We start from the raw sequence: 23733 nt of genomic DNA on the forward strand, positions 1-23733 counted from the left end.
TCGAATGCCGGTGCGCGTCGCGACAACGCATGGCGCGGCACTACACGACCGGGCTGACCTGCAGCACGTCAGGTTCCCAGCGCGCGCCGGATCTCGTCCAACGCCGCCGGGTCATCCAGGGTCGACAGATCACCCGGGTCACGCTCCTCGGCCAGCGCCTGCAGCGAGCGCCGCAGCAGCTTGCCCGAGCGCGTCTTGGGCAGCGCGTTGACGATATGGATGTGCGCCGGCCGCGCGACCGCGCCGAGGGTGTTGGTCACCCGCTGCATCATCTCGGCCGCCACGGCACTGCCGTCTCCCTGCAGGGCCTGCTTGAGGGTGACGAACACCAGTGGCACCTGGCCCTTGAGTTCATCCTTGACCCCGATCACGGCGGCCTCGGCCACCAGCGGATGGCCGGCGATGCACTCCTCGATCTCGCGCGTGCCCAGGCGGTGCCCGGCCACGTTGATGACATCGTCGGTGCGGCCCAGGATGAAGGTGTAGCCGTCTTCGTCCTGGATCGCCCAGTCGAGCGAGCTGTAGAGCAGTTCCTTGAAGTGGCTGAAATAGCTCTGGATGAAGCGCGCATCGTCCTTCCAGACCGTGGTCATGCAGCCCGGCGGCAGCGGCGGGATCATCACCAGCACCCCCTTCTGCCCCGGCGCGACGGTCTCGCCGGTGTTCTCATCGATGACCTTCATCCGGTAGCCGAGGTTCGGGAAACCGGGCGAGCCGAAGCGCACCGGTTTCATGTCCACGCCCGGCAGCAGGGTCAGTGCCGGCCAGCCGGTTTCGGTCTGCCAGTAGTTGTCGATGATCGGCTTGCCGAGTGCGTCGTTGATCCAGTGCGCGGTCGGCTCGTCGAGCGGTTCGCCGGCGAGGAACACGTACTTCAGTGCTTCCAGATCGTGGCGGCGGATGAAATCGGTATCGTGCTTCTTGAGCACGCGGATCGCGGTCGGCGAGGAGAACAGCGTGCGCACGCCGTACTGTTCGCACAGCGCCCACCAGATGCCCGGGTCCGGGTTGGTCGGCAGCCCTTCGTACAGCAGCGAGGTGCAGCCGCCGATCAGTGGGCCGTAGACGTTGTAGGAATGCCCGACCGCCCAGCCCACATCCGAGGTGGAGAACATAACCTGGCCGGGTTTGCAGTCGAACACCGTCTCCATCGACTGCGCCATCGCGACCGCGTAGCCGCCGACATCGCGCTGCACGCCCTTGGGCTTGCCGGTGGTGCCGGAGGTGTACAGCAGATAGCTCGGCTCGCTGGATTCCAGCCACACCACCGGCACATCCTGGTCGCCCACTTCGGCACGCAGCGTGGCGTAGTCGACGTCGCGGCCGGGCACCTTCGGTTCGGCCGGGTCCAGACCGCGCGAGACGATCAGCACGTGCGGTGGCGGCGAAGCGGCTTCGGCGCAGGCAGCATCGACCATCGCCTTGTACGGAATCACTTTGCCGCCGCGCTTGCCGGCGTCGGCGGCGATCAGCAGCTTGGGTTCGGCGTCATCGATGCGCAGTGCCAGGTTGTGCGCGGCGAAGCCGCCGAACACCACCGAGTGGATCGCACCGATGCGCGCGCAGGCCAGCATCGCGAACACGGCTTCGGCCATGTTCGGCATGTAGATCACCACGCGGTCGCCACGCTGCACGTCCAGCCGCTGCAGCACGGCGGCGAAGGCATTCACTTCACGGTGCAGCTCGCGGTAGGTGACCTCGCGGGTGACGCCGGTTTCGCTGGAGACCGCGACCAGCGCGAGCTGATCCGGGCGATCGACCAGATGGCGGTCGACCGCGTTGTAGCAGAGGTTGGTTTCCCCGCCGACGAACCAGCGCCGGAACGGCGGGGTGCTGTAATCGAGGATCTGCTGCGGCGGTGTATGCCAGTAGATGCGCTGGGCCTCTTCGCCCCAGAACGCCTCGGGTTCATCGACCGAACGTCGATAGACATCTTCGTAACGCATGACAGCCCTCCCAGACAAAGCCATGGGATCGAGCATAGTCCGATGGTGAGGCGCGGGCCGTCCGACCTTGGTCGTACGTAGTGCCGGCCGCTGGCCGGCTCCTTGCACTGCCGGGGACCTGCAGAGCCGGCCAGCGGCCGGCACTACCGGGAATACGCGACCGACCGTGCCGGGAATACGCAGCCGACGGTGCGGACAAAAAAACGCCGGGCAGTGCCCGGCGTTTTTCCAATCCGTACCGACCAACGGTCGGTACCTACCGCGGCAGCTCGATCAACCCAGCAGGTGGGCGACGCCGGAGCGCTCTTCTTCCAGCTCGGCCAGGGTCTTGTCGATGTACTTCTGGCTGAAGTCGTCGACCGGCAGATCCTTGACCAGGGTGTACTCGCCGTTCTCGGTGGTGACCGCGAAGCCGAAGATCACGCCTTCCGGGATGCCGTAGGAGCCGTCGGACGGCACGCCCATGGTGACCCACTTGCCGTTGCTGCCCAGCACCCAGTCACGGATGTGGTCGACGGCGGCATTGGCAGCCGAGGCCGCCGAGGACGAGCCACGGGCTTCGATGATCGCCGCGCCGCGCTTGCCCACGGTCGGGATGAAGGTCGATGCGTTCCATTCCTGGTCGTTGATCGCCTCGGCGATGGAGGCACCCTCGGCGGTGGCGAAACGGTAATCCGGGTACATGGTCGGGCTGTGGTTGCCCCACACGATCAGCTTCTCCATGCCACCGACCGGCTTGCCGAGCTTGGTCGACAGCTGGCTCAGCGCACGGTTGTGGTCCAGGCGCAGCATGGCGGTGAAATTGCGCGGGTTCAGGTCCGGCGCCGACTTCATGGCGATGTAGGCGTTGGTGTTGGCCGGGTTACCGACCACCAGCACCTTGACGTCACGCTTGGCGACCTTGTTCAGCGCCGCGCCCTGGGCGGTGAAGATCTTGGCGTTTTCCAGCAGCAGATCCTTGCGCTCCATGCCCGGGCCGCGCGGACGCGCGCCGACCAGCAAGGCGATATCGGCGTCCTTGAAGGCCACTTCGGCGTCATCGGTACCGACCATGCCGGCCAGCAGCGGGAAGGCGCAGTCTTCCAGTTCCATCATCACGCCGCGCAGGGCGGCCTGGGCCTTGTCGACCGGCAGCTCGAGCAGCTGCAGGATGACCGGCTGGTCCTTGCCCAGCATGTCGCCGGAGGCGATGCGGAACAGCAGGGCGTAGCCGATCTGGCCGGCGGCGCCGGTCACGGCAACACGAACAGGTGCTTTCATGGGGATTTCCTCTGCTAAGAAACGTAAAAACGGCCCCCTTCACAGGGGGCCGTCGGGATCGGATCAGGCGGTGGGGATCAGCTTGTTCCACTCCGCCACGCGCTCGGCCTGGGCGGCCAGCACGGCGTCGGTGTCGCCTTCCAGGGTGATCGAATGGATCACGTCGCCCTGCTTGACCGAGTCCACGATGGCCTGGCCGTCGAGGACCTGGCCGAACACGGTGTGCTTGCCGTCCAGCCAATCGGTCTTGATGTGGGTGATGAAGAACTGGCTGCCGTTCGTGTTCGGGCCGGCATTGGCCATCGACAGCGAACCGACCTGGTGCTTCACGCCGTTCTTTTCATCTTCGAACTTGTAGCCCGGGCCGCCGGTGCCCTGGCCCTTGGGGCAGCCGCCCTGGATCATGAAGTCCGGGATCACGCGGTGGAAGACCAGGCCGTCATAGAAGCCGTGCTTGACCAGGTTGACGAAGTTGGCGACCGTCAGCGGGGCCTTGTCGGCGAACAGCTCGACCTTGATCGGGCCCTGGGTGGTGTCGAAAGTGGCGATGAGGGACATGCAAATCCTTGGGGTACGGGGGTTTGTCGTTAGCCCCATAGGATACACCCGTGGTATGCGCCACCGCATGCGCGCTGCCGCCCCACGCTTCGCTGCGCGAACCGCGGGCCCCTCTTACCACCACCCACACCCCCGCCGCTTCGCGGCAGCCCCCTGACTCAGGGGGCGGTGGTGCTTCCTGCATCATCTCGGCGCCCCGGACAGGCGTCCCTCACACAGCTGAATGCCCGTCCGGCAAGGCTTGCGACGCACTTTTCGCGATTGGTCATCTTGGCCGTATAATGTTGGACTTCTTTTTCCAAATCCGGCGCCGACTGGCCCCCTTTCGCATGTCTATCGAAAATCTTCGCAACATCGCCATCGTCGCCCACGTCGACCACGGTAAGACCACCCTCGTCGACCAGCTGCTCAAGCAGTCCGGCACCCTCTCCGAGCGCACCGTGCTCGCCGAGCGCGTGATGGACAGCAATGACCAGGAAAAGGAACGCGGCATCACCATCCTGGCCAAGAACACGGCCATCACCTGGGAAGACAAGAAGACCGGTATCAAGAACCGGATCAACATCGTCGACACCCCGGGACACGCCGACTTCGGCGGCGAAGTGGAGCGCGTGCTGTCGATGGTCGACACCGTGCTGATCCTCGTCGACGCGATGGACGGCCCGATGCCGCAGACCCGCTTCGTGACCCAGAAGGCCTTCGCGATGGGCTTCAAGCCGATCGTCGTGGTCAACAAGGTCGACCGTCCGGGCTCGCGTCCGGATTGGGTGATCGACCAGGTCTTCGACCTGTTCGACAAGCTCGGCGCCACCAATGAGCAGCTGGACTTCCCGATCGTCTACGCGTCGGCCCTGAACGGCTACGCTGGCCTGGAAGACACCGTGCGCGACGGCGACATGACCCCGCTGTACGAAGCGATCATGCAGCACGCGCCGATGCCGGAAGTGGACCCGGAAGGTCCGTTCCAGATGCGCATCAGCCAGCTGGACTACAACAACTTCGTGGGCGTGATCGGCATCGGCCGCGTGCAGCGCGGCACCCTGAAGAAGAACATGCAGGTCGCGGTCATCGATCGTGAAGGCAAGAAGCGCAACGGCAAGGTCGCGCAGGTGCTGGGCTTCCTGGGCCTGGAGCGCATCGAGCAGGACACCGCCGAAGCCGGCGACATCGTCGCCATCTCCGGTATTCCGGAACTGACCATCTCCGACACCCTGTGCCACCCGGATACCCCGGAAGCCCTGCCGGCGCTGACCGTCGATGAACCGACGATCTCGATGACCTTCCAGGTCAACAACTCGCCGTTCGCCGGCAACAAGGACCTGTCCGGTGGCAAGTTCCTGACCAGCCGCCAGATCAAGGACCGCCTGGATCGCGAGCAGGTCCACAACGTGGCCCTGAAGGTCGAACAGCTGGAAGACGCCGACAAGTTCCTGGTCTCCGGCCGTGGCGAACTGCATCTGTCGGTGCTGATCGAGAACATGCGTCGTGAAGGCTACGAGCTGGCCGTGTCGCGTCCGGAAGTGATCATCAAGCAGATCGACGGCCAGGCCATGGAGCCGATCGAGCAGCTGGTGGTGGACATCGAAGAACAGCACCAGGGCGGCGTCATGGAAAAGCTGGGCACCCGCAAGGGCCAGCTGAAGAACATGGAGCCGGACGGCAAGGGCCGTGTCCGCCTGGAATACCAGATCCCGGCCCGTGGCCTGATCGGTTTCCAGAACGAATTCAAGACCCTGACCCAGGGTTCGGGCCTGCTGTTCCATGTGTTCGACCATTACGGTCCGAAGGAACAGGGTTCGATCGCCAAGCGCCAGAACGGCGTGATGATCGCCAATGCCCCGGGTGCCACCCCGGCGTACTCCCTGGGCCCGCTGCAGGAACGCGGCAAGCTGTTCGCTGCTGAAGGCGACAACGTGTATGAAGGCCAGCTGGTCGGCATCCACTCCAAGGACAACGATCTGACCGTCAACGCGATCAAGACCAAGCCGCTGACCAACATGCGCGCTTCGGGCAAGGACGATGCGATCCAGCTGACCCCGGCGATCAAGTACTCGCTGGAGCAGGCCCTGGACTTCATCGAAGACGACGAGCTGGTCGAGATCACCCCGAAGGAAATCCGCCTGCGCAAGAAGGGCCTGACCGAAAGCGACCGCAAGAAGGCATCGCGCGGCGGCTGATCGGACCCATTGTCGTGATCGACAAGCCCTACAACCCGGATCCTCACAAGCATCCGGGGCTTCACCTGATCGCCTTGCTGGAAGCCAGCAAGGCGGTTCTGGCGCTGTTGGCTGCGACCGGGCTGGAAATGCTCGGCCCGCAGCCCCTGCGCGATGCGGTCAATGCCCTGATCCGCCGGTTCAGTCTGGACCCGGATCACGGCACCCTGCCCTCGCTGCTCAACATGATCAGCCCCGATGCGGTGCATCTGGCGGCTGCTGCAATGGTCGCCTACGGCGTCCTGCATCTTTTCGAGGCCTGGGGCCTCTGGCGCGCCAAGGCCTGGGCCTCCTGGCTGGGCTGCGTCACTGCCGGCATCTACCTGCCGTTCGATATCTACGCCATCCTCCGTCACCCGGGCTGGGCCTCGTGGTCGGTGCTGGTGATCAATCTGATCGTGGTCGGCGTGCTCGCCCGCGATATCCGCAAACGCCATGGCAAGGCCGCCCAAACGGCTTGAGTTGCCAAGCGGCGCCCGCGGTGGTTAGCCTGACGGCCGGTTCGGGGGGACAGGCATGCGCCTGACACTGACATCGCTGATGCTCATCGCGCTGGCCGGCTGCAGCCCGGGCCCGGCGCCCCTGCATGCCCGTGAATCGCCTGCGCCGACACCCTCGCCGAGCGCCACGCTCCCGTTCGCCTTCGCCGAAGCCGGCATCAGCGACCTGCAGTCGCGCATGGCCAGCGGCGAGCTGGACAGCGTCACCCTCACCCGCGCCTACCTGGACCGCATCGCCCGACTCGACCGGGCCGGCCCGCGCCTGCGCGCGGTCATCGAGCTCAACCCCGATGCGCTGCGCGAGGCTGCACAGCTGGACGCCGAGCGTCGCCAGGGACAACTGCGTGGCCCGCTGCACGGTATCCCGCTGCTGCTCAAGGACAACATCGGCGCCAGCCCCATGAGCACCACCGCCGGCTCGCTGGCCCTGGAAGGGTTCCGCCCGGACGATGCGTTCCTGGTCCAGCGCCTGCGCGCGGCCGGCGCGCTGATCCTGGGCAAGACCAACCTGAGCGAGTGGGCCAACTTCCGCTCCAGCCGATCGATCTCGGGCTGGAGCGCCCGCGGCGGCCAGACCCGCAATCCGTACCGGCTCAGCCACAACCCGTGCGGCTCCAGCAGCGGCAGCGCGGTGGCGGTCTCGGCCAATCTCGCGGTGGCGGCGATCGGCACCGAGACCGACGGCAGCATCGTCTGCCCGGCCTCGGTCAACGGCGTGGTCGGCTTGAAGCCGACGGTCGGGCTGGTCAGCCGCGAGGGCATCATCCCGATCTCCTTCAGCCAGGACACCGCCGGCCCGATGACCCGCAGCGTGGCCGACGCAGCCGCCCTGCTGACCGCCATGGCCGGCCGCGACGAGGCCGACCCGGCCACTGCGACCATGCCAGGACGTGCGGTCTACGACTACACCTCGCGCTTGAACGCCGACGGCCTGCGCGGCGCGCGGATCGGCGTGCTGTACGGCGACCTGATGCAGAAGCCGGGCATCGCCCCGGCCCTGCAGCATGCCGTGGCCGTGCTGCGCGATGCCGGCGCGACCGTGGTGCCGGTGCAGCTGCCGACCCAGGGCCAGTGGCAGGATGCCGAACGGATCGTCCTGATGCACGAGTTCAAGGCCGGACTGCAGCGTTACTTCACGACCTACCGGGCACCGGTGCGGAGCTTGGACGACGTGATCGCCTGGAACCGCCAGCATGCGGGCAAGGAACTGGCGCTGTTCGACCAGGACCTGATGGACTCCGCCGCGACGATGGGGGGCCTGGGTACACCCGAATACATCCGCGCGCGCAGCGATGCCCGCCGGCTGGCCGGCCCGGAAGGCATCGATGCGGTGCTGCGCGAACAGAAGCTGGATGCGCTGGTGGCGCCGACCACCGGCGTGGCATGGCCGATCCGGCCGGGCAGCGGCGATGACTTCCCCGGCGAGAGCTACAGCGCTGCGGCGGTGGCGGGCTACCCGAGCCTGACCGTGCCCATGGCGCACGTGGACGGCCTGCCGCTGGGGTTGCTGTTCATGGGGACGGCGTGGAGCGAGCCGCGCCTGATCGAGCTGGGCTACGCCTACGAGCAACGGACCCGCGCACGCCGCCCGCCGCGGTTCCAGACCGATACCCTGCTGACGAACGGCGTCGCGCCCTGAGGGCGTGTACCGACCAACGGTCGGTACCTACCGTGTGGTATCGCCCGGGTCCGGCAGGATCGCGGGCTCACCATCCTCGGCACCGGGGGAGCGCACATCCTCGGCCGGCTGCGAACGCGCGCGGCGCGTCGGCGTGGCTTCCTGATTGAGCTCGGCACGGGTGCGCGGCAGTGCCTGCGGATGCTCGCGCGCCAGGAAGTCGAGCATGCGCTCGCGCACGATGCAGCGCAGGTCGAAGGCATCACCGGAGTTGCGCGCGCTCACCAGCAGACGCACCTGCAGCGTGTGTTCACTGGTTTCGGTCACCTGGGTCACGCAGACCTGGCCATCCCACAGCGCCTCGCCTTTGCAGATCCGCTCCAGTTCGGCGCGGATCGCCGGGATCGGCGCGGTGTAGTCCAGCCACAGGAACGCGGTGCCAAGCAGATCGGCGCTGCGCCGGGTCCAGTTCTGGAAGGGGTGTTCGATGAACCAGGTCAGCGGCACCACCATCCGCCGCGCATCCCAGATCCGCACCACCACGTAGCTGCTGTTGATCTCTTCCACGCGGCCCCATTCGCCCTCGACGATGACCACATCGTCCAGCCGGATCGGCTGGGTCAACGCGATCTGCAGACCGGCGATCAGGTTGCCGAACACCGGCTTGGCCGCGATGCCGGCGACCAGGCCGATGATGCCGGCCGAGGCCAGCAGCGCGGTGCCGATCTGGCGGACCATCGGAAACGTCAGCAGGATCAGCGACACACCCACCAGGATGATCGCGCCCATCAGCACACGGCTCAGCACCCGGGTCTGGGTCTGGATGCGGCGTGCCTCGAGGTTGTCGGCCACCTCCATCGGGTGATCGCGCAGGATCGCCTGCTCGCCGGCGGCCACCGCGCGGACCAGCAGCCAGATGAAGCAGCCGGTCAGGCCGATATGCAGCAGCCGCAGTGCCTGCTCGAGCCGGTGCTCCTGCAGCGGCGTGGCCTCCAGGGCCGGAATCAGCAGCAACAGCGGCAGCGCGAACGCCAAGGGCCGGCTGATCACCCGCGCGATGCGGGCACGGCGGTAATCACGGTCTTTCAGACGACGCGTCAACGCCATCAGCAACCACCAGCCACTGATTCCGATCGCCAGCGCGATCGAGATGGGCCAGAGATACAGCGCTGCCTGCTGCCAGTCGACGGTCACGGCACGCTCCTGTGTTCTTCGCGGGGAAGTCCACAGGATGCCGGTGCCGCCATGACCATCGTGTCAGGCGAATGTAAGGTGCGTGTCGAGGACACGCACCGATATCAGTCTGCGTAGTGCGCCTGCTTGCGCACGATCGCCATCGCGATCTCCAGCGACTGTTCGTAGTTCAGCCGTGGATCCACCGAGGAGCGGTAAGCACGCTCCAGGTCGCGCTCGGTCAGCTCACGTGCCCCGCCGGTGCATTCGGTCACGTCCTCACCGGTCAGCTCCAGATGCACGCCGCCCAGCCGGGTGCCGGCCGCGGCGTGCAGGTCGAAGGACATCTCGACCTCGCCACGCACGTTGTCGAAACGACGCGTCTTGTAGCCATTGCTGGTGCTCTCGGTATTGCCATGCATCGCATCGCACACCCACAGCACCCGCCGGCCATCGCGCTTGACCGCGTTCAACAGCGGCGGCAGTTTCTCGGCGATCTGCGCCGCGCCCATGCGGTGGATGAAGCTCAGGCGGCCCGGCTCGTCATCGGGATTGAGCACATCGATCAGGCGCAGCAGCTGGTCCGGCTGCACCGACGGCCCGACCTTGATCGCGATCGGATTGCGCACGCCACGCAGGTATTCCACGTGCGCGCCATCGAGTGCGGCGGTGCGCATGCCGATCCACGGGTAATGCGTACTGAGGTTCAGCCAGCCCTGCTGGCGCGGCACCTGGCGGGTCAGCGCCTGCTCGTACGGCAGCAGCAGCGCTTCGTGCGAGGTGTAGAAGTCGATCCGGTTGAGGTTGTACACCTGCGCGCCGGACAGCGTCTCCATGAAACGCACCGCATCGCCGATCGAGGACACCATCTTCTGGTAGTCGGTGGCCAGCGGCGAATGCCGCACCCACTCCAGGTTCCAGTACTCAGGGTGGTGCAGATCGGCGAAGCCGCCATCGATCAGCGCGCGCACGAAGTTCATCGTCATCGCCGAGTGCGCGTGCGCCTGCAGCATCCGGCGCGGGTCCGGCAGGCGGGCCGCTTCGGTGAACTCCGGCGCATTGATCACGTCGCCGCGGTAGCTCGGCAGGGTCACGCCGTCGCGGGTTTCGGTGTCGGCCGAGCGCGGCTTGGCGTACTGCCCGGCGAAGCGCCCGACCCGGATCACCGGCTTGCGCATGCCGTGCACCAGCACCAGGCTCATCTGCAGCAGCACCTTGAGCCGGTTGGAGATGGTGGTGGATTCGCAGTCGCTGAAGTTCTCCGCGCAGTCGCCGCCCTGCAGCAGGAAGCGCTTGCCCTCCTGGGCCTCGGCCAGCTGCTGCTTGAGCGCCAGGATCTCCCAGGAGGTCACCAGCGGCGGCAGCCGCTTCAACTCGTGCAGCGCGGCATCCAGCGCCAGCGGGTCCGGGTAGGTCGGCAGCTGCAGCGCGGGCTTGCCACGCCAGCTCTCCGGCGACCAGGCAGCGTCGACAGCGGTCGCGGCGGGATCGGCTACGGGCGGGGCGGACAGGCTCATCACGGACTTCCGGGGTGTGGGGCCGGTCATGGTCGCAGAGCGGGCCCCCGACGCAAAGGGGCGGCCATGCCGGGCAAGGCTGAACGCCGAAGAAAGGCCACGGCGATCGGCCAGATCGCGCATGGTCCACCGGCGTGGGACAGGCGCATGATTTGTTACGGAGTAACACTCGCCAGGCCGGCCCCTCCTCCCTTTGCCCAGCCAAGCCATCCCCATGAAGCCTTCCCTGCTTGCTACCGGTATCGCTGTTTCCCTGGCCCTGACCGGCCTGCCCGCCCTCGCCGCCGCCCCCGCCAGCGGCGCCTCCGCTCCCGCGGTCACCGATCTGGACGCGGTCACCGTCAGCGCCCAGCTCGACCAGGCGCGCAACGCGCTGTCGCCGGATACCGGCAGCAGCCAGTACCAGATCACCGCCGAAGACATCCAGCACCTGCCGCTGGGCGCGTCCACCCCGTTGAACCAGGTGCTGCTGCAGGCGCCCGGGGTGGTCCAGGACTCCTACGGCGGCGTCCACGTGCGCGGCGACCACGCCAATCTCCAGTACCGGCTCAACGGCGTCCTGCTGCCCGAATCGATCTCCGGCTTCGGCCAGACCCTGGACGCCCGCGCGATCAAGAGCATCCGCCTGATGGACGGCGCCCTCCCGGCGCAGTTCGGCGAACGCACCGCCGCCGTGGTGGACATCACCACCCGCAGCGGCGCCGAGCTGGGCAATGGCGGCAGCGCCGGCCTCACCGCCGGCTCCTACGGCAAGCTCAACCCCAACGCCTCGTGGTGGGGCAGCCAGGGCCGCTGGAGCGGATACCTGACCGGCAACTACGACCAGAACCAGGCCGGCATGGAAAACCCCACCGCCTCGCGCAGGCCGGACCACGATGACACCCACCAGGGCAAGGCGTTCGCCGACCTGACCTACCTGGTCAACGAAGACACGCGCCTGAGCGTGTTCGCCGGGTTCTCCAACAACCGCTTCCAGATCCCGGTCAACCCTGGCCAGACACCGCAGTTCGGCTACCTGGATACCGTCAACGCGGACTCGGCGGCACTGGATGAAAATCAGCGCGAGACCACCCGCTTCGGCATGCTGATACTGCAGGGCTCGCTGGGCAATACGGCTTACCAAGTCTCAGCCGGCCAGCGGTACAGCGACCTGTCCTTCCGCCCGGACCTCGCCGGCGACCTCATCTTCAACGGCGTCGCCTCGCAGGTGGAGCGCAGCAACCGCGCCAACACCGTGCAGGCCGATGCCTCCACCCCGCTCGGTGAAAACCACACGCTGCGCTATGGCCTGTACGTCAACGCCGAACGCGCCCGGGCGGGCAGCGACACCTGGGTGTTCCCGGTCGACGCCGACGGCCAGCAGGCCAGCACCACGCCACGGCGCATTCCGGAGGCGAGCGCCTTCAACGCCACCACTACTGCGGTCTACCTGCAGGACGAATGGCGCATCGGCGCGGACTGGACCGTCAACTATGGCCTGCGCGGCGACCGCTACAAGGCCTTCGGTGGCACCGAAGGCCAGCTCAGCCCGCGTCTGGGCGTGGTCTGGAACGCCAGCGACAGCACCACCGTGCATGCCGGCTACGCGCGCTACTTCACCCCGCCGGCGAGCGAACTGGTGGCCAGCAGCGACATCGCCCTCTACGACGGCACCACCAACCAGCAACCGGCCGGTGGCAGCACCACCCCGCTCTCCGAGCGCAGCGATTACTACGACATCGGCGTCTCCCAGCAGGTCGGCGAACACCTCACCCTCGGCCTGGATGCCTACGATCGCAAGGTCGACCGCCTGCAGGACGAAGGCCAGTTCGGCGCCGCCTACATCTACTCCACCTTCAACTACCGCCTGGGCCACATCCACGGCGTGGAGTTCAGCGCCGACTACAGCCACGGTCCGCTCAGCGCCTACGTCAACGCCGCCTACAACAAGGCCATGGGCAAGCAGGTCATCACCGGCCAGTACAACCTCGATCCCGAGGCCCTCGCCTATGTCCAGAACAACTGGATCCACCTGGACCACGACCAGAAACTGACCTCGTCGGGCGGCATCAGCTACGCCTTCGCCGGCCACAACCGCCTGGGCGCCGACTACGTGTTCGGCAGCGGCCTGCGTTCGGACACCGACGGCGTCCCCAACGGCGGCGAACTCCCCGCCTACCTCCAGCTCAACCTCAGCGCGGCCCACGACTTCAACGCCGACAGCGGCCACCCGCTGCACGCACAGCTTGCCCTGGTCAACGCACTGGACCGCAGCTACCAACTGCGCGACGGCGGCGGCATCGGCGTCTTCGCCCCGCAATGGGGTCCCCGCCGCGGCGCCTACCTCAGCCTGCAGCAGGATTTCTGAGCGGAGCCCTGGCCGCAGCATCCGACCTGGCCGCGCAACGCGTGCCAGGTCGGGTAACGGATCTGACCGGCCTCAGTGGCGCCGACGTGCACGGAACGCCGTCACCAGCGCCCACACCGCCAACGCCGCAAACCACACCAGGCTCCACATCGGCATCGTCAGGCCCAGGAACTGCCAATCGATATTGCCGCAGTTGCCCGTACCGGTCAGCACCGTCCGGAACACCTCGAACGGCCCCATCGTCTCACTGAGGAAGCTCAACGGCGGCCCACAGCTCGAGCCCATGTCCTGCGGCAGCAACTGCACATACACATGCCGGCCGGCAACGCCGATCCCGACCGCCGCCGCGATGAAAGCCAGCACCCCATACGTCTTCCGCCCAGCCGGATCCCGCGGACCATGCAGCGCCCCGATCAGGAACAGCAGCCCCAGCGCCGCGAACGCAATCCGCTGGAAAATGCACAACGGACACGGCTCCAGCCCCATCTTCAACTGCAGGAAGATCGCATACCCCAACAGCGCCGCGCAGACCAGGAACCCCAGCAGGAACTGGGCGCGGAAACTCCAACGCAATGGATTCATTGCCAACACTCGTGAAAGTCCAGGCCCCAAGATTAACAGGGCCGTGACCGCCCACGTCCATGCGCACCTGCCGACCATCGGCGCAGCCGACCGGACAGCGTGTTCCGTACAGCACGCGGAACCACCCGAACGCAGCGACGGTGCCGGGCTGCCGGCCAGCGGCCGGCACTACCCATGCATCGAGACGCGCATGCTCCGCTTCACCCCCATGCGCACCGACCCAGTGTGCAGGCGTTGGCGCGGGTGGGTTGGCGGGACCATGAGCGCCATGGATGGCGCGACATGAGCCTCCATGGACGGATTCACGGCGTGTCCCGCCAACCCACCCGCGCCGACGCCCCCCGCATCGCTCGCGGCACCATGCGGTTGCGGTTGCGGTTGCGGTTGCCGTCGCCGTCGCCGTCGCCGTCGCCGTCGCGATGATCCAACCCCCAGAAACGGAAAAACCCGGCACAAGGCCGGGTTCTTCACCGAATTACAGATGTAGCTCGAAGATTACTCTTCGACGGCTTCAGCCACGGCAGCCGGACGATCGACCAGCTCCACGTAAGCCATCGGCGCATTGTCGCCAGCGCGGAAACCGCACTTCAGCAGACGCAGGTAACCGCCCGGACGGGTCGCGTAACGCGGGCCCAGGGTGGTGAACAGATTGCCCACAGCCTCGTTGTCGCGCAGGCGAGCGAACGCCAGACGACGGTTGGCAACCGAATCAACCTTGGCCAGGGTGATCAGCGGCTCGGCAACGCGGCGCAGTTCCTTGGCCTTCGGCAGGGTGGTCTTGATCAGCTCGTGCTTGAACAGCGACGCAGCCATGTTCTTGAACATCGCTTCGCGATGGGCGCTGGTACGGTTGAACTTACGACCGGACTTCATATGACGCATGACGGTGATTCCTGAAGTGAATGTTGGATCGGTTGGGTATCGCTGTCGCCATCCTGGCGTTGCTGCTTGGACTGCGGATGGTCCGGTGCCAGCCGTCCTGGCTGGCCGTCACCGCAGGCTATCGACCTGTCGGTGCGGGGTGTTGCGGGTGAAGCCCCCGCACCCGAAGGTGCGGGGTCAAGCATCTTGCGTAGCGCTGGATCAGCCGAGCATGCCGTGCTGGGCGACACCGGCCGGCGGCCAGTTCTCCAGCTTCATGCCGAGCGAAAGACCGCGCTGTGCGAGGACTTCCTTGATCTCGGTCAGCGACTTCTTGCCGAGGTTCGGGGTCTTGAGCAGCTCCACTTCGGTCTTCTGGATCAGATCGCCGATGTAATAGATGCTCTCTGCCTTGAGGCAGTTGGCCGAACGCACGGTCAGTTCCAGGTCGTCGATCGGGCGCAGCAGCACCGGATCCACGCCGTTGTTGGCCGGCTTGGCTGCACCGCGGTCGCGGTGGGTGAAGTCACCGAAGACCGACAGCTGATCGCTGAGGATGTCGGCGGCAGTGCGCACGGCTTCCTCGGCATCGATCGTGGCGTTGGTTTCGATGTCCAGCACCAGCTTGTCCAGATCGGTACGCTGTTCAACGCGGGCCGCTTCCACCGAATAGGCGACGCGACGGACCGGCGAGAACGAGGCGTCCAGAACCAGACGGCCGATGGCACGGGTTTCTTCATCCGGACGACGACGAGCAGCAGCCGGCTGATAGCCGAAACCGCGCTCGACCTTCAGACGCATGTTGATCGCCACATCCTTGGTGAGATGGCAGATCACATGATCCGGATTGAGGATCTCGGTGTTATGGTCGATCTTGATATCGGCAGCGGTCACGACACCCGGACCCTGCTTGGACAGCGACAGCGTAGCGTTGTCACCGGTATGCATGCGGATGGCCACATCCTTCAGGTTGAGCAGGACTTCCAGCACGTCCTCCTGCAAGCCTTCAAGCGTGGTGTACTCGTGCAGTACGCCATCGATTTCCACTTCGGTGATGGCGAAGCCCGGGATGGACGACAGCAGCACGCGACGCAGGGCGTTGCCCAGCGTATGCCCGTAACCACGCTCCAAGGGTTCGATGACGACCTTGGCGCGGGTATCGGTAAGGCGTTCGATCTGCGGACCGCGAGGACGCAGAACCTGGTTGGCGGTAACCGTCATGTTGCGGGTTCTCCTGCGAACCTCCGGTGTGACCCGGAGGTTCTCCAATGTGAATTACTTCGAATACAACTCGACGATCAGCGCTTCGTTGATATCCGCAGGCAGGTCCGAACGATCCGGCACGGCCTTGAAGATGCCGGCGAACTTGCCGGAATCCACTTCAACCCACGACGGACGCAGGTCATGCGTGGCAGACACGGTCAGGGCTTCCTGGACGCGCAGCTGCTTGGCAGCCTTCTCGGACAGAGCGACGGCGTCGCCAGCCTTGACCTGGTACGAAGCCAGGTTGACCGACTTGCCGTTCACGGTGACACCGCGGTGCGAGACCAGCTGACGCGCAGCCGGACGGGTCACTGCGAAGCCCATGCGGTAAACGACGTTGTCAAGACGGGTTTCCAGCAACTGCAGCAGGTTCTCGCCGGTGTTGCCCTTCTTGGTCGAGGCCTTCTTGTAGTAGTTGCGGAACTGACGCTCCAGCAGACCGTAGATACGCTTGACCTTCTGCTTTTCACGCAGCTGGGTAGCGTAGTCGGACAGCTTGCCCTTACGGGCAGTGGCGCCGTGCTGGCCGGGCTTCTGCTCCAGCTTGCACTTGGAGTCCAGCGCGCGCGCCGGGCTCTTGAGGGAAAGGTCGGCGCCTTCGCGGCGGGCGAGCTTACAGGTAGGACCGATATAACGAGCCATTTCTTATCGCTCCTTTAGACGCGACGCTTCTTCGGCGGACGGCACCCGTTGTGCGGGATTGGCGTCACGTCGATGATGTTGGTGATCTTGTAGCCCACGTTGTTCAGCGAGCGCACGGCCGACTCACGACCCGGACCCGGGCCCTTGATGCGGACTTCCAGGGACTTGACGCCGTAGTCGAGCGCGGCACGGCCGGCCTTCTCGGCAGCCACCTGGGCAGCGAACGGGGTGGACTTACGCGAACCGCGGAAGCCAGCGCCACCGGAGGTCGCCCACGACAGAGCATTGCCCTGACGGTCGGTGATGGTCACGATGGTGTTGTTGAAAGAAGCGTGGACGTGGGCGACGCCGTCAGTGACGACGCGCTTGATCTTCTTCTTGGTCTTAGCGACGGGCTTAGCCATTTCTTAGGTCCCTTACTTCCTGATCGCCTTGCGCGGGCCCTTGCGGGTGCGGGCGTTGGTACGGGTGCGCTGGCCACGAAGCGGCAGACCGCGACGGTGACGCAGACCGCGGTAGCAGCCCAGATCCATCAGGCGCTTGATCGCGATACCGATTTCACGGCGCAGATCGCCTTCCACGATGTACTTGCCGACTTCGAGACGCAGACGCTCGATTTCCGGCTCCGACAGATCGCGGATCTTGGTGGTCGAGGTCACGCCTGCGGCGTCGCAGACCTTCTTCGAACGGGTACGGCCGATGCCGTAAATGCTTTGCAACCCGACCCAGACGTGCTTCTGGGCTGGCAGGTTGACGCCTGCAATACGCGCCATGACGCGGTTCTCCAGCTGAGTGATGGCCGACAGCGCACCAAGGGCGCGCCAATCCGGCAGGATGGATCAAAAAAGTGAACTTGCGATTCTATCAAGGTCTCGGTTTACTTTGAAGCCCGTGGAACCTGGCGGTTCCATGGACCCGGCGTGGGGAGTGTGCCCATGCTCCGGCGCCGGATGTCGTTGACTGCAGAGGTTGCCCTCGCCGTCGCCTGCGCTACTCCCGCGCAGGACCACCACATCACACCCCCACCCGAAACCGCTGCGGGGGCCGCCCTTCGATTTGGAAGGCCAGTCCGGGAACCGGAGGGCCTTCGCAACAAGAAGACTAGTGTAACAGGTCAATCAGCCGCGGGCAAAACCGCCGCGGTTGCCGCCCTTCAGGTTGGCCTTCTTCAACAGGCTCTCATACTGGTGCGACATCAGGTGCGCCTGGATCTGGGCAATGAAGTCCATCACCACCACCACCACGATCAGCAGCGAGGTGCCGCCGAAGTAGAACGAGGCGCCGAGCTGGGTGCGCAGGATTTCCGGCAGCAGACAGACGATTACCAGGTACAGCGAACCGGCTGCGGTCAGACGGGTCAGCACGGCATCCACGTAGTCGGCGGTCGCCTTGCCCGGACGGATGCCCGGAATCAGCGCGCCCGACTTCTTCAGGTTGTCGGCGGTTTCCTGCGAGTTGAACACCAGCGCGGTGTAGAAGAACGCGAAACCACTGATCAGCGCGGCGAACACGATCATGTGCAGCGGCTCGCCCGGCCCGAGGGCATTGGCGACCTTCTGCAGCCACGTGGCCGAACTGGCCTGGCCGGACCACATGGCCAGCGTCGTCGGGAATGCCAGGATGCTCGAGGCGAAGATGGCCGGGATCACGCCCGCCATGTTCAGCTTCAGCGGCAGGAACGAGGTCTGGTTCATGTACGCGTTGCGGCCACCCTGGCGACGTGCGTAGTTCACCGTGATGCGGCGTTGGCCGCGCTCGACGAACACCACGAAGTAGGTGAAGGCCAGCACCACCAGCACGATCAGCAGCAGGGCGATGAAGCTCATGTTGCCGTCGCGGTAGGCTTCCACGGTGTGGATGACCGCGCCCGGCAGGCCGGCGACGATGCCGGCGAAGATGATCAGCGACACACCGTTGCCGATGCCGCGCTCGGTCACCTGCTCACCGACCCACATAAGGAAGATGGTACCGGCGGTCAGCGCGACGATGGCGGTGAGCACGAAGCCCATGCCCGGTGCGTAGACGACCGGGGCACCGCCCGGGGACACCTGGTTCTGCAGCGCCAGCGCGATGCTGCCGCCCTGCACCACCGCCAGGAACACGGCGCCGATGCGGGAATATTGGGTGATCTTGCGACGACCCGACTCACCTTCCTTCTGCATCGACTTCAATGCCGGGAAGATGTGGACCGCCAGCTGCATCACGATGGATGCCGAGATGTACGGCATCACGTTCAGCGCGAAAATGCTGAAACGGTGCAGGGCGCCGCCCGAGAACATGTTGAACATGTCCACGATGCCGCCGCCCTGCGCCTGCATGAGCGCAAGCATGGCATCGGGATTGACGCCAGGCACCGGCACATAACAGCCGATGCGGTAGACGATCAATGCCCCGATGACGAACAGCAGTCGCTGGCGGAGTTCCGTGAACTTGCCGAGCCCGCCGCCGAGGTTACCAATGCCAGCTTGCGCCATGTCTTACTCCTGTACGCTGCCGCCGGCAGCTTCGATCGCGGCCTTGGCACTGGCCGTTGCAGCGACGCCCTTCAGGGTGAAGGCCTTGGTCAGGTCACCCTTCATGACGATCTTGGCACGCTTCGCGGTGCTCGGGACCAGCTTGGCAGCGCGCAGCGCGGCAAAGTCGATCTCGCCAGCTTCCAGACGCTCAAGCTGGTAGGACAGCACTTCAGCAGTGTCCTTGGCGATCTTGGAACGGAAACCGACCTTCGGCAGACGACGCTGCATGGGGGTCTGGCCGCCTTCGAAGCCTGCCTTGATCTTGCCGCCACCCTTACGGGCGAACGAACCCTTGTGGCCGCGGCCGCAGGTCTTGCCCAGGCCGGAGCCGATACCACGACCGACGCGGGTACGCTCTTTACGAGCGCCCGGTGCCGGGCTCAGTTCATTGAGATGCATGGTCATTGGATTATTCCTCAACCTTGACGAGGTAGTGGACCTTGTTGATCAGACCGCGAACCTGCGGGCTGTCCTTCAGTTCACGTACGCTATTGAGCTTGCCGAGGCCAAGCGCCTTCACCGACAGGCGGTGACGTGCCTGGGCGCCGCGCAGGCCGCCAACCAGACGGACCTTGATGGTCTTGGTGGTGTCATTAGCCATGGTTGAGATCCTCCACCTTCTTGCCGCGCTTGGCCGCGATGCGGGCCGGCGACTGCATTTCGCTCAGACCCTTCAGCGTGGCGCGAACCAGGTTGATCGGGTTGCGCGAGCCGACGGCCTTGGCCAGCACGTTCTTGACGCCAACGGCTTCCAGGACGGCGCGCATGGCACCACCGGCGATCACACCGGTACCTTCGGAGGCCGGCATCATGAACACGCGAGCTGCGCCGTGGCCGGACTTCACCGGGTGCCACAACGTGCCGTTGTTCAGATCGACGTTGGCCAGGTTCTTGCGAGCCTGCTCCATCGACTTCTGGATGGCGACCGGCACTTCGCGCGCCTTGCCGTAACCGAAACCGACCTTGCCTGCGCCGTCACCGACCACGGTCAGTGCGGTGAAGGTGAACTGGCGACCGCCCTTGACGGTCTTGCTGACGCGGTTGACCGCGACCAGCTTCTCGATCATGCCGTCGTCGACTTTCTCTTCGCGGCGATCGCGATCGCGACCCCGCTGCTGACGTTCTTCTGCCATGTTGATTCCTTGATTGATTGAGTATGTACGGCTCAGGGCCGCTTATAGCTGTGAGATGGAGCGGTGATTCGAGAGCCCCTGCAGAAGAAGGACGTCGCCCGGCGCAACCCGCGCCGGCAGGCAGGTGGAAGCGGGGACCAGCCCCGCTTCCTTATCCCTTAGAACTGCAGGCCGCCTTCGCGGGCTGCATCAGCCAGTGCCTTGATGCGACCGTGGTAGCGGTAGCCCGAGCGGTCGAAAGCGACCTTCTCGATGCCCGCAGCCTTGGCGCGCTCGGCGACCAGCTTGCCGACCTTGGTGGCGGCGTCGCTGTTCTTGCCGTTCTTCAGGCCTTCCTTGACGTCGGCCTGGGTGGTGTTGGCCGAAGCCAGCACCTTGGAGCCATCGGCGGTGAAGACCTGGGCGTACAGGTGCTGGCCGGTGCGCAGCACCGACAGGCGCGGCACGCCGAGCACACGGATGTGTGCACGGGTCGACTTGGCACGACGCAGACGAGCGATGTTCTTGTTCATGATCTTTTTCCTTGGAAAGCTGAGGGCCTGAATTAGGCCTTCTTGGCTTCCTTACGAATGATGACTTCGCCGGCGTACTTCACACCCTTGCCCTTGTAGGGCTCCGGCGGACGGAAGCCACGGATCTTGGCGGCAACTTCGCCAACGCGCTGCTTGTCGGTGCCCTGGACCAGCACTTCGGTCTGGGTCGGGGTCGAGATGGTGATGCCTTCCGGCGCCACGAACAGGACCGGATGCGAGAACCCGAGCGACAGGTTCAGATCCTTGCCCTGCATGGCGGCACGGTAACCGACGCCGACCAGCTCAAGCTTGCGCTCGAAGCCTTCGGTGACGCCCTTGACCATGTTGGCCAGGATGGCGCGCACGGTGCCGGTGAGGGCGACCAGCGAGGCATCGTTGGCGGCCAGGGTGGCAACGCCGTTGTCGACAGTGATTTCAACGCCAGCAACCTTGACAAGCGACAGGGTGCCCTTCGGGCCCTTCACGCTGACGGATTCCGGCTGGATGTTCAGTTCAACGCCCTTGGGCAGGTTGACTGGCTTCTTGGCTACGCGGGACATAGTTGGTTCCTTCTCGCCTTAGGCCACGAAGCACAGGACTTCGCCGCCGACGCCCAACTGGCGCGCCTGCGCATCAGTCATGATGCCCTTGGAGGTGGAGATGATGGAGATACCCAGGCCGTTGAGGACCTTCGGCAGCTCGGACTTGCCACGGTACTGGCGCAGACCCGAACGCGAGAAGCGCTTCAGGGTCTCGATGACCGGCTTGCCCTCGAAATACTTCAGGACGATTTCAAGCTCGGCCTTGTTGTTCTCGATCTTGGTCACGCGCAGATCGGTGATGTAGCCTTCGGCCTTCAACACCTCTGCGATTGCCACCTTGATCTTGGACGACGGTGCTTTCACCGTCTGCTTGCCAACCGCGGCCGCATTCTTGATGCGTACCAGCAGGTCGGCGATGGGATCAGTCATGCTCATAGTCGATACCTTTGAGTGCACCGATATCCGCTTTCGCGAAAATCTTGTGTCTACCTGGAATGGGCCAGGGCCCGTCTTCACACACTGCTCACGCCTTGCGGGCGAGCAAGACGCGGGAGTATACGGCAAAAAGAGCCCGACTTGCGTCGGGCTCCCTTAATCCGGGATCAGAGCCGGAAAACCGGCCCCTCTCCCCTGCCCTGCGCCGTGAAGGCGCCGGGCAGTTGAAGGGACGAATCCCTTACCAGCTGGCCTTGCGCAGGCCCGGCACGTCACCACGCATGGTGGCTTCGCGCAGCTTGTTGCGGCCCAGGCCGAACTTGCTGTACACGCCACGCGGGCGGCCCGAGAGCTCGCAACGGTTGCGGTGACGGCTCGGCGACGAATCGCGCGGCAGCTTCTGCAGCTTGATGACGGCCTCGGCCTTTTCGTCGTACGAAGCGGTCGCGCTGGAGATGATCTTCTTCAGCTCTTCACGCTTGCCGGCGTACTTGACGGCCAGCTTCGCACGCTTGAGGTCGCGGTTGACCATGGAGGTCTTTGCCATTTCGGATTCCTCGACGTATCAGTTACGGAACGGGAACTTGAACGCTGCGAGCAGCGCCTTCGCTTCCGCATCGGTCTTGGCGGTGGTGGTGATGGCGATATCCATGCCGCGGATCGCGTCGACAGCGTCGAAGTCGATTTCCGGGAAGATGATCTGTTCCTTCACACCCATGTTGAAGTTGCCACGACCGTCGAAGGAACGACCCGAGACACCACGGAAGTCGCGCACGCGCGGCAACGAGATGTTGATCAGACGGTCCATGAACTCGTACATCTTTTCACGACGCAGCGTGGTCTTGCAGCCGATCGGCCAACCATCGCGGATCTTGAACGATGCCACCGAGACGCGGGACTTGGTCACGATCGGCTTCTGACCGGAGACCTTGGCCATGTCGGCGACGGCATTTTCCAGGATCTTCTTGTTCGTGGCTGCTTCGCCGACACCCATGTTCAGGGTGACCTTGACCAGCTTCGGAACCTGCATCGGATTGGTGTAGCCGAACTGCTTCATCAGCGCCGGCACCACTTCTTCCTTGTAAAACTTTTCGAGACGGGTATTCATCAGCGCATCCTCAGGCGTCGAGCGCCTCACCGCTGGAGCGGAACACACGCAGTTTGCGTCCATCCTCCAGCACCTTGAAACCAACGCGTTCGCCCTTGCCCGAAGCCGGGTTCAGCACATTCACGTTGGAGATATGGATCGACGCTTCACGCTCGACCACGCCGCCGGCAACGCCTGCCTGCGGGTTCGGCTTGGTGTGGCGCTTGACGATGTTCACGTTGGCGACGATCACACGATCGCCGTCGACGCGGACGACTTCGCCCTGCTTGCCCTTGTCCTTGCCGGTGTTGACGACGACCTGGTCGCCCTTCTTGATACGGTTAGCCATGATTATCTCCTGTCGCTCACAGCACTTCGGGAGCGAGCGAGACGATCTTCATGAACTTCTCGGTACGAAGTTCACGCGTCACCGGTCCGAAGATGCGGGTGCCGATCGGCTCTTGCTTGTTGTTGAGCAGGACCGCAGCGTTGGCGTCGAAACGGATCAGCGAACCGTCGGCGCGACGCACACCCTTGCGGGTACGCACCACGACGGCGTCGAACACTTCACCCTTCTTGACCTTGCCGCGCGGGATCGCATCCTTCACGGTGACCTTGATGATGTCACCGATGTGGGCGTAGCGACGCTTGGAGCCGCCCAGCACCTTGATGCACATCACTTCCTTGGCACCGGAATTGTCCGCGACCTCGAGGTAGCTCTGCATCTGGATCATGATTCAGATCTCCTTATTGAGCCGCACGCGTGATGACTTCCACCACGCGCCAGTTCTTGGTCTTGGACATCGGAGCAATCTCGGTCACGCGGACGACATCACCTTCGTTGCAGGCGTTGTCGGCGTCGTGTGCATGGAGCTTGGTCGAACGCTTGATGTACTTGCCGTACAGGGCGTGCTTGACCAGGCGTTCCACCAGCACGGTGACCGTCTTGTCCATCTTGTTGCTGACGACACGGCCTTCGACCGTACGCAGCGTTTTGTTTTCAGTATTTTCGCTCATCGCGGCCA

At 65.0% G+C, this 23733-nt stretch carries 27 protein-coding genes; 4 read left to right on the forward strand and 23 right to left on the reverse strand.

Going from position 1 to position 23733, the window contains the following annotated elements; genetic code table 11:
- Positions 1–68 precede the first annotated feature (68 nt).
- From prpE to AB9O74_RS16315, 3 genes are all read right to left on the reverse strand, one after another.
- A complete protein-coding gene (gene prpE / locus AB9O74_RS16305) occupies positions 69–1946 on the reverse strand; it encodes a propionate--CoA ligase (RefSeq protein ID WP_369349939.1) in 1878 nt (625 codons plus the stop codon).
- A gap of 273 nt (positions 1947–2219) precedes the next feature.
- Positions 2220–3206: a malate dehydrogenase gene (locus AB9O74_RS16310; protein ID WP_121042906.1), complete on the reverse strand. Its 987-nt coding sequence runs from the start codon at positions 3204–3206 to the stop codon at positions 2220–2222.
- A gap of 63 nt (positions 3207–3269) precedes the next feature.
- Positions 3270–3764 (reverse strand): peptidylprolyl isomerase, encoded by a 495-nt coding sequence (locus tag AB9O74_RS16315; RefSeq protein ID WP_088435214.1) that lies wholly within the window; start codon positions 3762–3764, stop codon positions 3270–3272.
- Between the two features lie 329 nt (positions 3765–4093).
- Here AB9O74_RS16315 and typA point away from each other — a divergent pair, with 329 nt between their 5' ends.
- Genes typA through AB9O74_RS16330 form a run of 3 tightly spaced genes read left to right on the forward strand, consistent with a single transcriptional unit; the run spans position 4094 to position 8119 of the window.
- Positions 4094–5941, forward strand: a complete 1848-nt coding sequence (gene typA, locus AB9O74_RS16320) for a translational GTPase TypA (protein ID WP_121042902.1) — start codon at positions 4094–4096, stop codon at positions 5939–5941.
- 14 nt (positions 5942–5955) lie between these two features.
- A complete protein-coding gene (locus tag AB9O74_RS16325) occupies positions 5956–6441 on the forward strand; it encodes a DUF2127 domain-containing protein (RefSeq protein WP_313209644.1) in 486 nt (161 codons plus the stop codon).
- Between the two features lie 55 nt (positions 6442–6496).
- On the forward strand, positions 6497–8119 hold the full coding sequence (locus tag AB9O74_RS16330) for an amidase (protein WP_369349940.1): 1623 nt from the start codon (positions 6497–6499) through the stop codon (positions 8117–8119).
- A 27-nt stretch (positions 8120–8146) separates the two neighbouring features.
- Here the strand turns inward: AB9O74_RS16330 and AB9O74_RS16335 are convergent, their stop codons facing one another.
- Both AB9O74_RS16335 and AB9O74_RS16340 read right to left on the reverse strand, forming a co-directional pair.
- Complete coding sequence (locus AB9O74_RS16335) at positions 8147–9292, reverse strand: mechanosensitive ion channel domain-containing protein (protein ID WP_176990695.1); 1146 nt, start codon at positions 9290–9292, stop codon at positions 8147–8149.
- Positions 9293–9396: 104 nt separating this feature from the next.
- Entirely contained in the window at positions 9397–10788 is a 1392-nt protein-coding gene (locus tag AB9O74_RS16340; RefSeq protein ID WP_179460853.1) for a class II 3-deoxy-7-phosphoheptulonate synthase, read from the reverse strand.
- Between the two features lie 214 nt (positions 10789–11002).
- Here AB9O74_RS16340 and AB9O74_RS16345 point away from each other — a divergent pair, with 214 nt between their 5' ends.
- Positions 11003–13135 carry a TonB-dependent receptor gene (locus AB9O74_RS16345; protein ID WP_369349941.1) on the forward strand — a complete coding sequence of 711 codons (2133 nt, stop codon included), beginning with the start codon at positions 11003–11005 and terminating at the stop codon, positions 13133–13135.
- Positions 13136–13207: 72 nt separating this feature from the next.
- Here AB9O74_RS16345 and AB9O74_RS16350 read toward each other — a convergent pair whose 3' ends face one another.
- The 18 genes from AB9O74_RS16350 to rpsQ form a co-directional block, all read right to left on the reverse strand.
- Positions 13208–13717, reverse strand: coding sequence for a disulfide bond formation protein B (locus AB9O74_RS16350; protein WP_369349942.1), 510 nt, complete (start codon positions 13715–13717; stop codon positions 13208–13210).
- Between the two features lie 495 nt (positions 13718–14212).
- Positions 14213–14599, reverse strand: a complete 387-nt coding sequence (gene rplQ / locus AB9O74_RS16355) for a 50S ribosomal protein L17 (RefSeq protein WP_123728453.1) — start codon at positions 14597–14599, stop codon at positions 14213–14215.
- A 201-nt stretch (positions 14600–14800) separates the two neighbouring features.
- Complete coding sequence (rpoA, locus tag AB9O74_RS16360; protein WP_176990880.1) at positions 14801–15799, reverse strand: DNA-directed RNA polymerase subunit alpha; 999 nt, start codon at positions 15797–15799, stop codon at positions 14801–14803.
- Positions 15800–15853: 54 nt separating this feature from the next.
- Positions 15854–16483, reverse strand: a complete 630-nt coding sequence (rpsD, locus tag AB9O74_RS16365) for a 30S ribosomal protein S4 (RefSeq protein WP_019186164.1) — start codon at positions 16481–16483, stop codon at positions 15854–15856.
- Between the two features lie 14 nt (positions 16484–16497).
- Entirely contained in the window at positions 16498–16887 is a 390-nt protein-coding gene (gene rpsK / locus AB9O74_RS16370) for a 30S ribosomal protein S11 (RefSeq protein WP_017355427.1), read from the reverse strand.
- Between the two features lie 12 nt (positions 16888–16899).
- Positions 16900–17256: a 30S ribosomal protein S13 gene (gene rpsM / locus AB9O74_RS16375; RefSeq protein WP_019186163.1), complete on the reverse strand. Its 357-nt coding sequence runs from the start codon at positions 17254–17256 to the stop codon at positions 16900–16902.
- A gap of 345 nt (positions 17257–17601) precedes the next feature.
- Positions 17602–18957, reverse strand: a complete 1356-nt coding sequence (secY, locus tag AB9O74_RS16380) for a preprotein translocase subunit SecY (RefSeq protein ID WP_176990879.1) — start codon at positions 18955–18957, stop codon at positions 17602–17604.
- A 3-nt stretch (positions 18958–18960) separates the two neighbouring features.
- A complete protein-coding gene (gene rplO / locus AB9O74_RS16385) occupies positions 18961–19404 on the reverse strand; it encodes a 50S ribosomal protein L15 (RefSeq protein WP_019186161.1) in 444 nt (147 codons plus the stop codon).
- A gap of 4 nt (positions 19405–19408) precedes the next feature.
- The gene (rpmD, locus tag AB9O74_RS16390; RefSeq protein WP_121042886.1) at positions 19409–19600 is read right to left on the reverse strand and encodes a 50S ribosomal protein L30; all 192 of its coding nucleotides are present in this window, start codon (positions 19598–19600) and stop codon (positions 19409–19411) included.
- Positions 19593–20132 carry a 30S ribosomal protein S5 gene (gene rpsE, locus AB9O74_RS16395; RefSeq protein WP_121042884.1) on the reverse strand — a complete coding sequence of 180 codons (540 nt, stop codon included), beginning with the start codon at positions 20130–20132 and terminating at the stop codon, positions 19593–19595. Before rpsE ends, rpmD begins: the two co-directional genes overlap by 8 nt.
- A gap of 158 nt (positions 20133–20290) precedes the next feature.
- Positions 20291–20644, reverse strand: a complete 354-nt coding sequence (gene rplR, locus AB9O74_RS16400; RefSeq protein ID WP_121042882.1) for a 50S ribosomal protein L18 — start codon at positions 20642–20644, stop codon at positions 20291–20293.
- A 32-nt stretch (positions 20645–20676) separates the two neighbouring features.
- The gene (gene rplF, locus AB9O74_RS16405) at positions 20677–21204 is read right to left on the reverse strand and encodes a 50S ribosomal protein L6 (RefSeq protein ID WP_176990877.1); all 528 of its coding nucleotides are present in this window, start codon (positions 21202–21204) and stop codon (positions 20677–20679) included.
- Positions 21205–21222: 18 nt separating this feature from the next.
- A complete protein-coding gene (rpsH, locus tag AB9O74_RS16410; RefSeq protein WP_019186156.1) occupies positions 21223–21621 on the reverse strand; it encodes a 30S ribosomal protein S8 in 399 nt (132 codons plus the stop codon).
- Between the two features lie 241 nt (positions 21622–21862).
- Positions 21863–22168 (reverse strand): 30S ribosomal protein S14, encoded by a 306-nt coding sequence (gene rpsN, locus AB9O74_RS16415; protein WP_121042878.1) that lies wholly within the window; start codon positions 22166–22168, stop codon positions 21863–21865.
- Between the two features lie 18 nt (positions 22169–22186).
- A complete protein-coding gene (gene rplE, locus AB9O74_RS16420) occupies positions 22187–22729 on the reverse strand; it encodes a 50S ribosomal protein L5 (protein ID WP_176990876.1) in 543 nt (180 codons plus the stop codon).
- Positions 22730–22739: 10 nt separating this feature from the next.
- Positions 22740–23057 carry a 50S ribosomal protein L24 gene (rplX, locus tag AB9O74_RS16425; RefSeq protein ID WP_017355416.1) on the reverse strand — a complete coding sequence of 106 codons (318 nt, stop codon included), beginning with the start codon at positions 23055–23057 and terminating at the stop codon, positions 22740–22742.
- A 16-nt stretch (positions 23058–23073) separates the two neighbouring features.
- Positions 23074–23442 carry a 50S ribosomal protein L14 gene (gene rplN / locus AB9O74_RS16430; protein ID WP_038690286.1) on the reverse strand — a complete coding sequence of 123 codons (369 nt, stop codon included), beginning with the start codon at positions 23440–23442 and terminating at the stop codon, positions 23074–23076.
- A 13-nt stretch (positions 23443–23455) separates the two neighbouring features.
- Positions 23456–23725: a 30S ribosomal protein S17 gene (gene rpsQ, locus AB9O74_RS16435; RefSeq protein WP_346479645.1), complete on the reverse strand. Its 270-nt coding sequence runs from the start codon at positions 23723–23725 to the stop codon at positions 23456–23458.
- Between the last annotated feature and the right edge of the window lie 8 nt (positions 23726–23733).

This window comes from Stenotrophomonas sp. JAG2 (assembly GCF_041080745.1).
Lineage (GTDB): Bacteria > Pseudomonadota > Gammaproteobacteria > Xanthomonadales > Xanthomonadaceae > Stenotrophomonas > Stenotrophomonas maltophilia_AA.

What these genes read in the sequence shown, in the direction of transcription:
- prpE (WP_369349939.1), bottom strand. Translation starts at nt 1,946, where the DNA reads ATGCGTTACGAAGATGTCTATCGACGTTCGGTCGATGAACCCGAGGCG.
- AB9O74_RS16310 (WP_121042906.1), bottom strand. Translation starts at nt 3,206, where the DNA reads ATGAAAGCACCTGTTCGTGTTGCCGTGACCGGCGCCGCCGGCCAGATC.
- AB9O74_RS16315 (WP_088435214.1), bottom strand. Translation starts at nt 3,764, where the DNA reads ATGTCCCTCATCGCCACTTTCGACACCACCCAGGGCCCGATCAAGGTC.
- typA (WP_121042902.1), top strand. Translation starts at nt 4,094, where the DNA reads ATGTCTATCGAAAATCTTCGCAACATCGCCATCGTCGCCCACGTCGAC.
- AB9O74_RS16330 (WP_369349940.1), top strand. Translation starts at nt 6,497, where the DNA reads ATGCGCCTGACACTGACATCGCTGATGCTCATCGCGCTGGCCGGCTGC.
- AB9O74_RS16340 (WP_179460853.1), bottom strand. Translation starts at nt 10,788, where the DNA reads ATGAGCCTGTCCGCCCCGCCCGTAGCCGATCCCGCCGCGACCGCTGTC.
- AB9O74_RS16345 (WP_369349941.1), top strand. Translation starts at nt 11,003, where the DNA reads ATGAAGCCTTCCCTGCTTGCTACCGGTATCGCTGTTTCCCTGGCCCTG.
- AB9O74_RS16350 (WP_369349942.1), bottom strand. Translation starts at nt 13,717, where the DNA reads ATGAATCCATTGCGTTGGAGTTTCCGCGCCCAGTTCCTGCTGGGGTTC.
- rplQ (WP_123728453.1), bottom strand. Translation starts at nt 14,599, where the DNA reads ATGCGTCATATGAAGTCCGGTCGTAAGTTCAACCGTACCAGCGCCCAT.
- rpoA (WP_176990880.1), bottom strand. Translation starts at nt 15,799, where the DNA reads ATGACGGTTACCGCCAACCAGGTTCTGCGTCCTCGCGGTCCGCAGATC.
- rpsD (WP_019186164.1), bottom strand. Translation starts at nt 16,483, where the DNA reads ATGGCTCGTTATATCGGTCCTACCTGTAAGCTCGCCCGCCGCGAAGGC.
- rpsK (WP_017355427.1), bottom strand. Translation starts at nt 16,887, where the DNA reads ATGGCTAAGCCCGTCGCTAAGACCAAGAAGAAGATCAAGCGCGTCGTC.
- rpsM (WP_019186163.1), bottom strand. Translation starts at nt 17,256, where the DNA reads ATGGCGCGTATTGCAGGCGTCAACCTGCCAGCCCAGAAGCACGTCTGG.
- secY (WP_176990879.1), bottom strand. Translation starts at nt 18,957, where the DNA reads ATGGCGCAAGCTGGCATTGGTAACCTCGGCGGCGGGCTCGGCAAGTTC.
- rplO (WP_019186161.1), bottom strand. Translation starts at nt 19,404, where the DNA reads ATGACCATGCATCTCAATGAACTGAGCCCGGCACCGGGCGCTCGTAAA.
- rpmD (WP_121042886.1), bottom strand. Translation starts at nt 19,600, where the DNA reads ATGGCTAATGACACCACCAAGACCATCAAGGTCCGTCTGGTTGGCGGC.
- rpsE (WP_121042884.1), bottom strand. Translation starts at nt 20,132, where the DNA reads ATGGCAGAAGAACGTCAGCAGCGGGGTCGCGATCGCGATCGCCGCGAA.
- rplR (WP_121042882.1), bottom strand. Translation starts at nt 20,644, where the DNA reads ATGAACAAGAACATCGCTCGTCTGCGTCGTGCCAAGTCGACCCGTGCA.
- rplF (WP_176990877.1), bottom strand. Translation starts at nt 21,204, where the DNA reads ATGTCCCGCGTAGCCAAGAAGCCAGTCAACCTGCCCAAGGGCGTTGAA.
- rpsH (WP_019186156.1), bottom strand. Translation starts at nt 21,621, where the DNA reads ATGAGCATGACTGATCCCATCGCCGACCTGCTGGTACGCATCAAGAAT.
- rpsN (WP_121042878.1), bottom strand. Translation starts at nt 22,168, where the DNA reads ATGGCAAAGACCTCCATGGTCAACCGCGACCTCAAGCGTGCGAAGCTG.
- rplE (WP_176990876.1), bottom strand. Translation starts at nt 22,729, where the DNA reads ATGAATACCCGTCTCGAAAAGTTTTACAAGGAAGAAGTGGTGCCGGCG.
- rplX (WP_017355416.1), bottom strand. Translation starts at nt 23,057, where the DNA reads ATGGCTAACCGTATCAAGAAGGGCGACCAGGTCGTCGTCAACACCGGC.
- rplN (WP_038690286.1), bottom strand. Translation starts at nt 23,442, where the DNA reads ATGATCCAGATGCAGAGCTACCTCGAGGTCGCGGACAATTCCGGTGCC.
- rpsQ (WP_346479645.1), bottom strand. Translation starts at nt 23,725, where the DNA reads ATGAGCGAAAATACTGAAAACAAAACGCTGCGTACGGTCGAAGGCCGT.